Annotated in this window: 10 protein-coding genes; all 10 read left to right on the top strand. The window is 34.3% G+C overall.

Annotated elements, in window-relative coordinates:
• The first annotated feature begins 74 nt into the window (after positions 1 to 74).
• Positions 75 to 854: an undecaprenyl pyrophosphate synthase gene (gene uppS / locus FS935_RS05985; RefSeq protein WP_146946673.1), complete on the top strand. Its 780-nt coding sequence runs from the start codon at positions 75 to 77 to the stop codon at positions 852 to 854.
• Between the two features lie 17 nt (positions 855 to 871).
• Positions 872 to 1,675 carry a phosphatidate cytidylyltransferase gene (locus FS935_RS05980; RefSeq protein ID WP_146946672.1) on the top strand — a complete coding sequence of 268 codons (804 nt, stop codon included), beginning with the start codon at positions 872 to 874 and terminating at the stop codon, positions 1,673 to 1,675.
• Between the two features lie 365 nt (positions 1,676 to 2,040).
• Positions 2,041 to 3,192 carry a 1-deoxy-D-xylulose-5-phosphate reductoisomerase gene (gene dxr, locus FS935_RS05975; RefSeq protein WP_146946671.1) on the top strand — a complete coding sequence of 384 codons (1,152 nt, stop codon included), beginning with the start codon at positions 2,041 to 2,043 and terminating at the stop codon, positions 3,190 to 3,192.
• A 15-nt stretch (positions 3,193 to 3,207) separates the two neighbouring features.
• Entirely contained in the window at positions 3,208 to 4,467 is a 1,260-nt protein-coding gene (gene rseP, locus FS935_RS05970; RefSeq protein ID WP_146946670.1) for an RIP metalloprotease RseP, read from the top strand.
• A 179-nt stretch (positions 4,468 to 4,646) separates the two neighbouring features.
• Complete coding sequence (locus FS935_RS05965) at positions 4,647 to 6,350, top strand: proline--tRNA ligase (RefSeq protein ID WP_146946669.1); 1,704 nt, start codon at positions 4,647 to 4,649, stop codon at positions 6,348 to 6,350.
• A gap of 236 nt (positions 6,351 to 6,586) precedes the next feature.
• Entirely contained in the window at positions 6,587 to 10,900 is a 4,314-nt protein-coding gene (locus tag FS935_RS05960) for a PolC-type DNA polymerase III (RefSeq protein WP_146946668.1), read from the top strand.
• 624 nt (positions 10,901 to 11,524) lie between these two features.
• Positions 11,525 to 11,995, top strand: a complete 471-nt coding sequence (gene rimP / locus FS935_RS05955; RefSeq protein WP_146946667.1) for a ribosome maturation factor RimP — start codon at positions 11,525 to 11,527, stop codon at positions 11,993 to 11,995.
• A gap of 274 nt (positions 11,996 to 12,269) precedes the next feature.
• Positions 12,270 to 13,400, top strand: coding sequence for a transcription termination factor NusA (nusA, locus tag FS935_RS05950; RefSeq protein WP_146946666.1), 1,131 nt, complete (start codon positions 12,270 to 12,272; stop codon positions 13,398 to 13,400).
• 12 nt (positions 13,401 to 13,412) lie between these two features.
• Positions 13,413 to 13,682 carry an RNase P modulator RnpM gene (gene rnpM, locus FS935_RS05945; protein ID WP_146946665.1) on the top strand — a complete coding sequence of 90 codons (270 nt, stop codon included), beginning with the start codon at positions 13,413 to 13,415 and terminating at the stop codon, positions 13,680 to 13,682.
• 8 nt (positions 13,683 to 13,690) lie between these two features.
• The gene (locus FS935_RS05940) at positions 13,691 to 13,999 is read left to right on the top strand and encodes a YlxQ family RNA-binding protein (protein ID WP_146946664.1); all 309 of its coding nucleotides are present in this window, start codon (positions 13,691 to 13,693) and stop codon (positions 13,997 to 13,999) included.
• Positions 14,000 to 14,009 lie beyond the last annotated feature (10 nt).

Below are 14,009 nucleotides of genomic sequence, written 5' to 3'. Positions count from 1 at the left end.
GGTTTTTTTGTTAATACTGTTAAAATAATCATGGTATAAAGAGATCATGAATTATTGGGTGATGGAGGAATCACATGCTCAAACTACTTAAAAAGTTAAAGGGATCTCCTCAGCCTTTTGACAAACAAACATTCAGTAAAGAGGAAATAATAAAGGGTGACATACCAAATCATATTGCTATCATCATGGATGGTAATGGGAGATGGGCAAAGAAACGTGCACTTCCACGAATTGCAGGTCATCATGAAGGTATGAAGGTAGTCCGCAAAATTACTAAACAATCGAATGAGCTTGGTGTTGAAGTGCTTACGCTATATGCCTTTTCCACAGAAAATTGGAAAAGACCAAAAACGGAAGTCGATTATCTGATGAAGCTTCCTGAAGAGTTTTTGAATACCTACTTACCTGAATTAATTGAGGAAAATGTACAGGTTAGAATAATGGGAGACAAAAGTAAACTCCCGAAGCATACATTTAATGCTGTAGAAAAGGCAATCAAAGAAACAGAACATAATAATGGACTTGTATTAAACTTTGCATTAAATTACGGTAGCCGTGCAGAAATAATTACTGCTGTTCAAAACATTTCAAAAGATGTAGCAGAGGGGAATTTAGAAAGCAAAGCCATTGATGAAGATGTTTTATCATCATATTTAATGACACGATCATTGGTTGATCCTGATTTATTAATTCGCACAAGTGGAGAAATCAGATTGAGTAACTTTATGCTTTGGCAGCTTGCTTATACTGAGTTTTGGTTTACAGAAGTACTATGGCCGGACTTTAATGAACAATGTCTTTTACAAGCAATATATACATACCAACAACGCGGAAGAAGATTTGGTGGTATTTAAAAGGTGATGAACTAAAAATGAAACAACGAATTTTAACCGCAATATTAGCTGCAGCTCTTTTTCTTCCATTTGTTATTTATGGAAAGCTTCCATTTACTATATTTGTTTACCTGCTAGCATCAATTGCGTTACATGAATTGTTAAAAATGAAAAAAATATCTTTATTTAGTTTCCCAGGGCTAGTCAGTTTATTAATATTATGGGTTCTATTAATACCAAATACTTATATAACAGTATTATTAGAAGGTTTTTCTAAATCTGAGTTTGCATTATTAGCTTTACTTTTATTATTAACTTATACTGTCGTAACGAAAAATAAATTTACGTTCGATGATGTAGGTTTCGTTGTTATTGCAATTTTTTATTTAGGCATAGGTTTTTATTTTCTTATTGAAACTAGAAATTCTGAGTTACAAGGTGGTCTAGAGCTGGTCTTTTATGCATTATTATTGATATGGGTGACTGATTCTGGAGCATATTTTATAGGACGTGCAATGGGTAAAAATAAACTGTGGCCTGAAATAAGTCCCAATAAAACAATTGAAGGTGCTGTTGGTGGTGTTTTATTTGCAGTAATATTTGCTTGTATCTATCACTATTTTACAGGTATTTTAGATAATTTATTTGTGGTTATTGTTATGACAACTTTACTTTCGGTCTTTGGACAAATCGGTGATCTTGTTGAATCTGCTTTAAAAAGACATTATCATGTGAAAGATTCTGGAACAATCTTACCCGGTCATGGCGGTATTTTAGATCGATTCGATAGTTTGCTATTTGTTTTGCCGCTTTTACATTTTATGTTGATCCTTTTTAACTAATGGCTGTTTTCGCAAACTTTGTTGCTTTTAAATACTCGAAGCAATCAGCTCTGCATTACGTCTAGTGGCATCTTTTCTTCATAAAATGGTATTTTTATAGTGGAAAACACTGTTTTCACTCCAAATTTTGGTTATATAGTAACAATCGTTCAGAAAAGAGCCTAACTAATTGTTTAGAAGCTTATATTTCAAGATTTCGGACGTTGGGATATTTGGAATATATAGTTTGAGTAGTGTTCAAAGCAGAATTATTTTTAAATGTGTTATTTATTTCAATAGGAACTGCTTGTAACAGAAATCTTAACAGTTCCTAATGTTAAAATGGACGCGTATCTTACGCATTCTTATTGATTGGAAGTGAACTTGTGAAAAAAATTAGCTTATTAGGTGCGACAGGTTCGATAGGTATCCAAACCTTGGATGTCATTGAATCACATCCTGAACATTTTAAACTTCTGGCAATGTCTTTTGGAAGTAACATTAAAACAGGTGTAGATATTATCTCTAAATTTAAACCTGCATTTGTAGCTGTAAAAGACAAAGAAACATATGAAAAGCTTAAATTTGAATTTTCAAGTAACGACATTAAATTTGGATATGGGGATAATGCTCTTATAGAAGCAGCAGTTTATGATAGAGTAGATTGTCTAGTTAATGCAGTAGTGGGAAGTGTCGGGTTAGTTCCAACATTAAGAGCCATTGAGAATAACATCACTATTGCTATAGCAAACAAAGAGACTCTTGTTACAGCGGGACATTTAGTGACGGAGCATGCTGCAAAGTATAATGTGAAGTTATTACCCGTTGATAGTGAACACTCTGCTATATTTCAATGTCTTCAAGGAGAAAATGAAAAAACAATTGATCGGTTAATTGTTACAGCCTCAGGCGGTAGTTTCCGTGATAAGAAAAGAGAAGAACTACATGAAGTAACGGTAGAGCAAGCACTCAATCATCCAAACTGGTCTATGGGTGCTAAGATTACCATTGATTCAGCTACAATGATGAATAAAGGCTTAGAAGTTATTGAAGCACATTGGTTATTTAATATTCCTTATGAAAAAATTGATGTATTACTACATAAAGAAAGCATTATTCACTCTTTGGTAGAGTTTCAAGATCGTAGTATAAAAGCACAATTAGGTACACCAGATATGAGAGGGCCCATTCAATATGCTTTAACATACCCTGATAGACTGCCTTTAGAAAAATCTAAGAGACTTGAATTATGGGAATTTGGAAAGCTTCATTTTGAAAAAGCTGATTTTAACAGATATAAATGCTTACAATTTGCATATGATTCAGGTAAAATAGGTGGAACAATGCCTACAGTTTTGAACGCAGCAAATGAAGAAGCTGTCGCTAGTTTTTTGAAGGGTAAAATTAAGTTTCTCCAAATAGAGGAATGTATTGAAAGAGCAATGGATAAGCATGAGAGCATCGCACATCCAGGTTTAGAGCAGATTCAAGAAGTTGATCAACTAACAAGAAATTTTGTACAAACATTAATCTCATAAGGGTGGTCATACAGTATGAATACAGTGATAGCTTTTGTTCTTATTTTTGGTGCTCTTGTATTTTTTCATGAATTAGGGCATTTAATATTTGCAAATCGTGCAGGAATACTTTGTCGGGAATTTGCTATTGGTTTCGGTCCCAAAATATTGTCATTTAAAAAAAATGAAACAATTTATACCATTCGCTTACTACCTATAGGTGGTTTTGTTCGAATGGCAGGTGAGGATCCCGAAGTAATTGAAGTTAAGCCTGGTCATAACGTTGGCTTACTTTTTAACAAAGAAAATCAAGTGGAAAAGATTATCTTGAACAATAAAGAAAAGTATCCTAATGCTCGTGTAATTGAAGTAGAAAATGTTGATTTGGAACATAACATGTTCATTTCAGGTTACGAACACGGTGAAGAAGAATTTATAAAGCGTTTTGATGTTAGTGAAACCTCTTACTTTATTGTAGATGGTCAGGAAATACAAATTGCACCATACAATCGTCAATTTCAGTCTAAAACGGTAAGACAAAGAATTGCAGCGATATTTGCTGGGCCAGCAATGAACTTTTTATTAGCTTTTGTCATTCTTTTTTCATTAGGACTTCTTCAAGGTGCTCCTGTTGATGACCCAAAATTAGGACAGTTAACTGATGATGGATCTGCAAAAGAATCAGGGTTACAAGAAGGAGATGTTATTCATTCCATTGAAGGAGAATCAACATCTTCATGGGCAGAAGTCGTTAAAATTATTCAGCAAAATCCAGAAACCGAATTAACATTTGAGGTAGAGCGTCAAGGAGATATTTTAAGTTATGAAGTAGTACCTGATGCTGCTAAAGTTGGTGAAGAAACGATTGGTAGAATTGGGGCGTATAATCCAGTTGATAAATCCTTTGTAAGCTCACTTAAGTATGGTTTCGTTGAAACATACACTTGGACTAAAGAGATTTTAATAGGGTTTGGAAAATTAGTCACTGGGCAGTTTTCGATTGATATGCTTTCAGGTCCAGTTGGGATATACGATATGACAGATCAAGTAGCAGAATCTGGTACAACTAATTTACTAAGATGGGCTGCTCTTCTAAGTATTAATTTAGGTATTGTCAATTTGTTACCTATCCCTGCTTTAGATGGTGGACGACTACTCTTCTTATTTGTAGAAGCATTAAGAGGAAAGCCTATTGATCGACAAAAAGAAGGTATCGTTCATTTTATTGGATTTTCTTTACTTATGCTATTAATGCTTGTAGTTACTTGGAATGATATTCAACGATTATTTTTATAAAATTAAATACTGATTACTTAAACTAAATTGATCTGTGAAAAGCAGTTTATTATTGTATGATTAAAATATAACTATATATTAAACAGGTACATTAGAATTATTGCAGTAAATTTGTTTCCGTGAGATCTAGAGGGTTTCCGGAGATTTTCAAGAAGTTTGATAAGATAGAGGTGCTCGTTATGAAACAAAGTATGATGTTTATTCCTACTCTAAGAGAAATTCCAGCTGATGCTGAGGTCAAAAGTCACCAGCTTATGCTACGAGCAGGATTTATTAGACAAAACACAAGTGGTGTTTATAGCTACTTACCATTAGCTCATAAAGTTCTTAAGAAAATTGAACAAATTGTTCGAGAAGAAATGAATCAAGCAGGTGCATCTGAATTACTAATGCCTGCATTACAACAAGCAGAGCTTTGGCAGGAATCGGGACGCTGGTATTCTTATGGTCCTGAATTGATGAGACTTAAAGATCGCCATAACCGAGATTTTGCACTTGGGGCAACTCATGAAGAAATGATCACAAGCCTTGTCCGCGATGAAGTGAAGTCATATAAGAGGCTACCACTTGCATTATATCAAATCCAAACAAAGTTCCGAGATGAAAAACGACCACGTTTTGGCGTATTACGTGGACGTGAATTTATTATGAAGGATGCGTACTCATTTCACTCAACGAACGAAAGTCTTGATGAAGGTTATACAAAGATGTTTGAAGCGTATCAAAATGTTTTTTCACGTTGTGGCTTGAATTTTAGAGCTGTTATCGCTGATTCAGGTGCAATGGGTGGAACTGATACTCATGAATTTATGGTACTGTCAGAAATAGGTGAAGACACAATTGCTTACTCTGATAGCTCACAATATGCAGCTAATGTTGAAATGGCACCAGTTATTGCAGAATATGAGAAAAGCAATGTAGCAGAAAATGAGCTAGAAAAAATTGTAACACCTAATCAACGTACAATTGAAGAAATTTCTTCTTTTTTAAATGTTTCCAAAGAAACTTGTGTAAAGTCTATTTTGTTTAAAGTAGATGAGAAATTTGTTTTAGTATTAGCTCGTGGTGATCATGAAATAAATGATATAAAAGTGAAAAATCTTTTCAGTGCTTCTGTTGTCGAACTGGCAACTGCAGACGAAACGAAAGAAGTATTAAATTGTGTGCCTGGTTATGTAGGACCAATAAACATTCCAAATGAAATTGAAGTTGTAGCAGATCAAGCTGTTTCAGTCATTATTAATGGTGTTTGTGGTGCTAATGAGGAAAATCACCATTATAAGGGTGTTAATCTTGACAGGGATGCTAAAGTCTCTCAATATGCTGATCTTCGCTTTATTCAAGAGGGTGATGTATCACCAGATGGTAAAGGGTTAATTCAATTTGCAAAGGGGATTGAAGTTGGTCATGTATTTAAGCTAGGAACTAGATATAGTGAAGCTATGAATGCGACATTTTTGGATGAAAATGGTCGTGCTCAACCTATGATTATGGGATGTTATGGAATTGGAGTTTCTAGAACATTAGCTGCGATTATTGAACAACATAATGATGAAAACGGTATTGTATGGCCTGAAAATATTGCACCTTTTACTATTCACATTATACCGGTTAATGTAAAAAATGATTCACAAAGAGAACTTGCTGAAAACCTATATCATGAGCTTAATACAAAGGGCTATGAAGTACTTTTAGATGACCGCCAAGAACGAGTTGGTGTAAAATTTGCTGATTCAGATCTTATTGGATTACCTGTACGAATAACCGTTGGTAAAAAAGCTGATGAAGGTATTGTAGAGGTTAAATTACGCAAATCAGGAGAATCATTTGAAGTTAATCTTAATGATCTTACTGAAAAATTAACACAAATTTTAGGTTTATGATAATAGTTGAATGAAGGATCTTAAAATAATATTTAATAGTTCCGCTTAAATTCAGATATTATAAAAAGCTTACAGTAACTATAAAAGCATGTTAAGATAGATAAATATAAGACGAGAAGAGGCTGACTCGAGTGAATGGACATATGTATGATGTCTATAAAAATGAGGCAGCCTCTTCAGTTGTGATTACTAATATGTTTTAGTAGATATTACCTTCATGGAGAGGGGAAAAGATAATGGAGAATCAGACAACACAAATCGAGCGATTTCAACTATTGCTACAACAAATAAATTTAACTGAAGATGCAGCTGTTGTTCACTTTAGAAATGGTTCTATTGCAAAATTAACTGTTCATAAAGAAATTAAAAAATGGCATTTTCATTTTCAATTTGAAAAGATCCTCCCTTTTAATATATATCAGTTATTTTATTCAAAAATAACTAAAGCTTTTTCTCATATTGCAGATGTGACATTTTCCTTTGAAACTATAGACCAAGCATTTGATGAAAAGTTAGTGCAAGATTATTGGTCAACTTGTATTCAGCAAATGGATGGCATTTCTCCACCAATGCTTTCATTGTTAAATGAACAAAAACCAACTGTTCAAGGTATCAAAGTTATAATCAAAACAAGAAACGATACAGAATCAATGACAATTAAGCGTAAATATGCTTCATTAATTCAAGATAGCTTCCAACAATTTGGCTTCCCACCTTTTCAAATGGAAACAACTGTCGCTGTAAGCGAAGAGGAAGTTAAACAATTCCAAGAACAAAAGATGCAAGAAGACAAAGAACGTGGCTTCCAAGCATTAACAGATATGGAGAATGCGGAAAGAGAAGAATCATCCATGCCTGAACTTTCAGGTCCACTAACAATTGGATATACGATTAAAGATGATGAAGACATTCGGACTCTTGTCTCTATTGAAGATGAAGAAAGAAGAATTGCTATCCAAGGGTATGTTTTTGATGCTGAAACAAGAGAGTTACGTAGTGGAAGAACATTACTAACCTTCAAAATTACTGATTATACAAGCTCAATACTTGTAAAGATGTTCGCTAGAGACAAAGAAGATGCTGCATTAGTTCAAGCTGTTAAAAAGGGAATGTGGTTAAAGGTAAGAGGAAGCATTCAAAATGATACTTTTGTTCGTGATTTGGTTATGATCGCAAATGATATTAATGAAATTTCTCCAAGGGAAAGAAAAGATAAGGCACCAGAAGATGAAAAAAGGGTGGAGCTTCATTTACATTCACCAATGAGTCAAATGGATGCTGTAACATCTGTTAGCAAGTATATAGAGCAAGCAAAAAAATGGGGTCATAAAGCGATTGCTTTAACAGATCATGCTGTTGCACAATCCTTTCCTGAAGCTTATTCAGCTGGTAAAAAGAATGGTGTTAAGATTTTATATGGTGTAGAAATTAATCTTGTAAACGATGGTGTACCTATAGCTTATAATGATGAACATCGGTTCCTACCTGATGAAACATATATAGTTTTTGATGTTGAGACTACGGGACTTTCTGCAGTTTATGATACGATAATTGAGCTTGCTGCAGTTAAAATTCGTGGTGGAGAAATTATCGATCGGTTTGAATCCTTCGCTAATCCACATCATCCATTATCAGCAACCACTATAGAGTTGACAGGTATTACTGATGATATGGTAAGAACAGCACCAAATGTAGATGAGGTGTTACGAAAGTTCAAGGATTGGATAGGTCATGATATTTTAGTTGCTCATAATGCCAGTTTTGATATGGGATTTTTAAATGTAGGTTACAAAAAGCTTCTAGGAGAAGCAAAAGCTAAAAATCCTGTTATTGATACACTTGAATTAGGTCGTTTTCTATACCCAGAAATGAAAAATCACCGTCTAAACACATTATGTAAGAAATTTGATATTGAATTAACACAGCATCACAGAGCAATTTATGATGCTGAGGCAACAGGCTATCTTTTAATTAAGATGTTAAAAGATTCTGCTGAAAAGGAAATTGAATATCACGATCAGTTTAATGATAATATGGGAAAAGGAAATTCTTATCAACGTTCACGACCATATCATGCAATTGTTTTAGCAAAAAATGAGACAGGCTTAAAAAACTTATTTAAACTTGTTTCTATTTCTCATATAAACTATTTTTACAGAGTTCCTCGTATTCCTCGTTCACAGTTAAATAAGTATCGAGAAGGACTTTTAGTAGGCTCTGCTTGTGATAAAGGTGAAGTGTTCGAAGGTATGATGCAAAAGTCTCCAGAGGAAGTTGAAGAGATCGCCTCGTTTTATGATTATCTAGAGGTTCAACCACTAGAGGTATATAATCATTTAATTGACTTGGATTATATTAGAGATGAAGTTGCGCTTCAAGAGATCGTTTCAAATATTGTGAAACTTGGTGAAAAGCTAGAGAAACCAGTAGTTGCTACTGGTAATGCTCATTATTTAAATCCTGTCGATAAAATCTACCGAAAGATTTTAGTAAGCTCTCAAGGTGGGGCTAATCCTTTAAATCGACATGAGCTTCCTGATGTTCATTTTAGAACAACCGATGAAATGCTGGACTGTTTTTCATTTCTTGGTAAAGAGAAAGCAAAGGAGATTGTAGTTGATAATACAAATAAAATAGCAGATATGATCGATGAAATTAAACCTATCAAAGACGATCTTTACACTCCAAAAATTGAGGGTGCTGATGAAGAAGTCAGAGAGATGAGTTATTCAAGAGCAAGAAGCATATATGGAGAAAATCTCCCTGAACTTGTTGAGGCTAGACTAGAAAAAGAGTTGAAAAGTATTATTGGTCACGGATTTGCTGTTATTTATCTGATTTCTCATAAACTTGTAAAAAAATCGCTAGATGACGGTTATCTAGTAGGATCTCGTGGATCTGTTGGTTCTTCTTTTGTAGCAACAATGACAGAGATAACAGAGGTTAATCCATTGCCCCCACATTATGTTTGTCCAGATTGTCAGCATTCAGAGTTTTTTAATGATGGTTCAGTTGGTTCTGGATTTGATTTGCCGAATAAAGAATGTCCACATTGTGGTGGTCAATATAAAAAAGATGGACATGATATTCCTTTCGAAACGTTTCTTGGGTTTAAAGGTGATAAAGTACCTGATATCGATTTGAACTTCTCTGGTGAATATCAGCCAATAGCTCATAATTATACAAAAATTCTTTTTGGTGAAGATAATGTTTTTCGTGCAGGAACGATAGGTACGGTTGCTGAAAAAACAGCTTATGGATATGTAAAGGGTTATGCAAATGATCGCAATATTGTTCATAGAGGTGCAGAAGTTGACCGCCTTGTGCAAGGATGCACTGGTGTTAAAAGAACAACTGGACAACATCCAGGTGGAATTATAGTTGTTCCTGATTATATGGATATCTTTGATTTTTCGCCAATCCAATTTCCAGCTGATGCAACAGGTTCTGAATGGAAGACAACACACTTTGATTTCCATTCTATACACGATAATTTACTAAAACTTGATATACTTGGGCATGATGATCCAACAGTTATACGTATGCTTCAAGATTTAAGTGGGATAGATCCGAAGACGATTCCAACAGATGATCCAGAAGTGATGAAAATCTTTAGTGGAACTGAATCATTGGGTGTCACTTCAGAACAAATTATGTGTAAAACTGGAACATTAGGTATTCCTGAATTTGGTACGAGATTTGTTCGACAAATGCTTGAAGATACGAAGCCAACAACATTTTCTGAGCTAGTGCAAATTTCTGGACTCTCACATGGAACAGATGTATGGCTGGGAAATGCTCAGGAATTAATCCATAATAATATATGTACCTTAAGTGAAGTTATTGGTTGTCGAGATGATATTATGGTATACCTTATATACCAGGGGCTAGAGCCTTCATTTGCTTTTAAAATAATGGAGTCTGTTCGTAAAGGAAAAGGTTTAACAGATGAAATGGAAGAAGAGATGAAAAAACAAGAGGTTCCAGATTGGTATATCAACTCTTGCTTAAAAATAAAATACATGTTCCCAAAAGCTCATGCTGCAGCATACGTATTAATGGCTGTTAGGATTGCTTATTTTAAAGTACATCATGCTTTGCTATATTATTCTGCATATTTTACCGTACGTGCAGATGATTTTGATATCGACACAATGGTTAAAGGATCCACACCAATAAAAGCTAAAATCGAAGAAATAAATGTTAAAGGGCTAGATGCATCTCCAAAAGAGAAAAATCTTTTAACAGTTCTTGAATTAGCACTAGAAATGTGCGAAAGAGGGTACTCATTCCAAAAAGTTGATCTTTATCGTTCAAGTGCATCAGAATTTTTAATTGACGGAAATAGTTTGATTCCGCCATTCAATTCAATCCCAGGGTTAGGGACAAATGCTGCCATCAATATTGTAAAAGCTAGAGAAGATGGTGAGTTTTTGTCAAAAGAAGATCTTCAACAAAGGGGAAGAGTGTCTAAAACAATCATTGAATATTTAACAACACATGGTTGTTTGGATGAACTACCAGATCAGAATCAATTGTCTTTATTTTAGGCTCTTTTCTGAACGATTGTTGCTAGGTAACAAAGTTTGGAGTGAAAACAGCCTTATTTTAAATTTCATGATTGTAAACATTAGAATCCTTAGGTATACAGCTTTCTGACTCAATCAATAAAATGTTTCATTTCAGAGTTAACACCTTTGCTATTCTGGGTAAGGATAAATTTGCATAAAAATGATGGTTATGTTATGCTTTTAATGGAAATGCTAACGATAAGCAGAGGAAAAAGAGTGGGGAAACCCGCTCTTTCGTATTGTATTGCCTCATTTTCGGATAGTGTTGTACATACTCATTCCCTGCTCAAAAGGCAGGGTTTTTCAGCAACTAATAAAGGTAGTATCATATTACTTCTGTTAGAAATGACAAGCTCTAGTGTTGTACCTTATTTTATTTTAGATTCTAGCTTTTTACATTGTCTGTTTTCAATACTTTGTACTTTAATACTAAAAGTAAACAGTACTTACTAATGCTAGTGCGATCTTTTCTTTATACAATGACACCTATTATAAAATATAACAATTGTTCACCGTCAATTTGTAACTACTATTAGAAAAGAGTAAAGGGCTAAAATAAAAATAACGAAAGCACTTGCGCTTTTCTTAGCAAGGAGGAAGAGAATGAGCAAAAAAGTGACAGAAACAGTAGAAGAAATAGTCGTACCAATTTTAGATGATATGAATCTTGAGCTAGTAGATATCGAATATGTTAAAGAGGGTTCAAATTGGTTTCTACGTTTGTTCATCGACTCGGAAAAAGGTATTGATATTGAAGAATGTGGTGTAGTAAGTGAAAGACTAAGTGAGAAGTTGGACGAGTTAGATCCCATTCAACACAACTACTTCTTAGAGGTTTCCTCTCCTGGAGCTGAAAGACCACTAAAAAAAGAGTCAGATGTAACAAAAGCAATTGGAAAACAAGTTCATGTTAAAACATATGAACCGATTAATGGAGAAAAAACATTTGAAGGTGTTTTAACTGATTTTGATGGTCAAATTCTTACAATTACTGTAACGATTAAGACTAGAAAAAAACAGATTGAAATTCCATATGAGAAAGTAGCAAAAGCTAGATTAGCGGTTACGTTCTAGAAGAAAAGAAATGTAAGTTTAAGACAACTTGTAAGCAAAATAGGTTTTTCTTCTTTAATCTGTCTATTACAAGAAGCTATGTTGAAATCTGCATTGCCATCACAAAAGCTATATGCAGGAAAAGTTCATTTTGGGGAATTTTAAATTTTGTTTTTTAATCCCTGGAGCCACTTTTAAGAAGTGTGTTTCTGACAGTAATCAACCACTAGTTTACTTCAAAGAAGATAAAGAAGAAATATGTATTGAGCTTATTTTTAAGGGGGAAACCGTTAAAATGAGTAGTGAATTATTAGATGCCTTAACAATTTTAGAAAAGGAAAAAGGCATTAGTAAAGAGATCATTATCGAAGCTATTGAAGCTGCACTAATTTCTGCTTATAAACGAAACTTTAATCAAGCACAAAATGTTCGTGTTGATTTAAATCGTGATACAGGAACTATGAAGGTTTTTGCTCGTAAAGATGTTGTTGACGAGGTTTATGACCCTCGCCTAGAAATATCAATTGGTGAAGCACGTGGCATTAATCCAAACTATGTTGTAAATGATGTAATTGAGATGGAGGTAACTCCAAAAGATTTTGGGCGAATTGCTGCACAAACAGCAAAACAAGTTGTTACTCAACGTGTCCGTGAAGCAGAGCGCGGTGTGATCTATAGTGAATTTATTGATCGTGAAGAAGATATCATGACTGGTATTGTACAGCGTATAGACTCGAAATTTATCTATGTAAGTTTAGGTAAAATCGAAGCATTACTTCCTGTTAGTGAGCAAATGCCAAATGAAACTTATAGACCACATGATCGGATAAAAGTTTTCTTAACTAAAGTAGAAAAGACTACAAAAGGACCACAAATATTTGTTTCAAGAACTCATCCTGGTCTTTTAAAACGTCTATTCGAAATTGAAGTTCCTGAAATCTATGATGGAACAGTTGAAATAAAATCTGTTTCTCGTGAAGCTGGAGATCGCTCAAAAATCTCTGTTCACTCTGACAATCAAGAGGTAGATCCTGTTGGATCTTGTGTTGGACCAAAAGGACAACGAGTACAGGCAATTGTTAATGAACTAAAAGGTGAAAAAATTGATATTGTGAAATGGTCACAAGATCCAGTTGAATTCGTTGCAAATGCTTTAAGTCCATCAAAAGTAGCTGAAGTTCTTGTAAATGAAGATGAGAAGTCTACTACTGTTATTGTTCCTGATTATCAGTTATCATTAGCAATTGGTAAACGTGGACAAAATGCCCGTTTAGCTGCAAAGCTTACAGGATGGAAGATAGATATCAAAAGTGAGTCAGATGCTGAAAAAGCAGGGATTTATCCTTTAGAGAAGAAGGAATCTGATTATGATGACAATGACGAACCACTTTTAACGAGTATACATGAACCTGAGTTAAGTGAATAAGAGGTGAGATCTATGAGCAATCGCAAAATTCCTTTACGTAAATGTGTTGCAACAGGAGAGATGAAAACAAAAAAAGAACTTGTCCGAGTTGTTAGATCAAAGGAAGGCGATGTTTCTGTAGACCTAACTGGCAAAAAAAATGGGCGTGGCGCTTATATTACTCTTAATAAAGAGTGCATTTTACAAGCGAAAAAGAAAAATATTCTTGCCAATCATTTAAAGGCAAAGATTGAAGACTCTTTATACGATGAGTTACTTCAATTAGCTGAAAAGGAGCACTAATTATTAACATGAATCAGCAGCAACAAAAATGGATGTCCTTATTGGGCTTAGCAAATCGAGCACGAAAAGTTATTTCGGGAGAGGAACTTGTTGTTAAAGAAATAAGACAGCAAAAAGCTAAGCTTGTTCTTCTTTCAAAGGATGCATCGGCTAATACAATGAAGAAGGTTTCGGATAAATGTAAGTTTTATGAGACTCCATTTATTTTAGTAGAGGATCGCTACTTATTAGGTAAGGCAATTGGGAAAGAAGCAAGAGTTGTCGTAGCGATCAGTGATGCAGGCTTTGCTGCAAAGTTGAAAACCTTGCTCGATTAATATTCTTGGG

The organism is Metabacillus litoralis, assembly GCF_007994985.1.
Lineage (GTDB): Bacteria > Bacillota > Bacilli > Bacillales > Bacillaceae > Metabacillus > Metabacillus litoralis.
The sequence above is the reverse complement of the archived record's forward strand: the minus strand, read 5'-3'. Positions and strand labels throughout refer to the sequence as shown.

Coding starts and splice junctions, on each gene's coding strand:
- nusA (WP_146946666.1), top strand. CDS start 12,270: ATGAGTAGTGAATTATTAGATGCCTTAACAATTTTAGAAAAGGAAAAA.
- rimP (WP_146946667.1), top strand. CDS start 11,525: ATGAGCAAAAAAGTGACAGAAACAGTAGAAGAAATAGTCGTACCAATT.
- FS935_RS05960 (WP_146946668.1), top strand. CDS start 6,587: ATGGAGAATCAGACAACACAAATCGAGCGATTTCAACTATTGCTACAA.
- uppS (WP_146946673.1), top strand. CDS start 75: ATGCTCAAACTACTTAAAAAGTTAAAGGGATCTCCTCAGCCTTTTGAC.
- FS935_RS05980 (WP_146946672.1), top strand. CDS start 872: ATGAAACAACGAATTTTAACCGCAATATTAGCTGCAGCTCTTTTTCTT.
- FS935_RS05965 (WP_146946669.1), top strand. CDS start 4,647: ATGAAACAAAGTATGATGTTTATTCCTACTCTAAGAGAAATTCCAGCT.
- rnpM (WP_146946665.1), top strand. CDS start 13,413: ATGAGCAATCGCAAAATTCCTTTACGTAAATGTGTTGCAACAGGAGAG.
- FS935_RS05940 (WP_146946664.1), top strand. CDS start 13,691: ATGAATCAGCAGCAACAAAAATGGATGTCCTTATTGGGCTTAGCAAAT.
- rseP (WP_146946670.1), top strand. CDS start 3,208: ATGAATACAGTGATAGCTTTTGTTCTTATTTTTGGTGCTCTTGTATTT.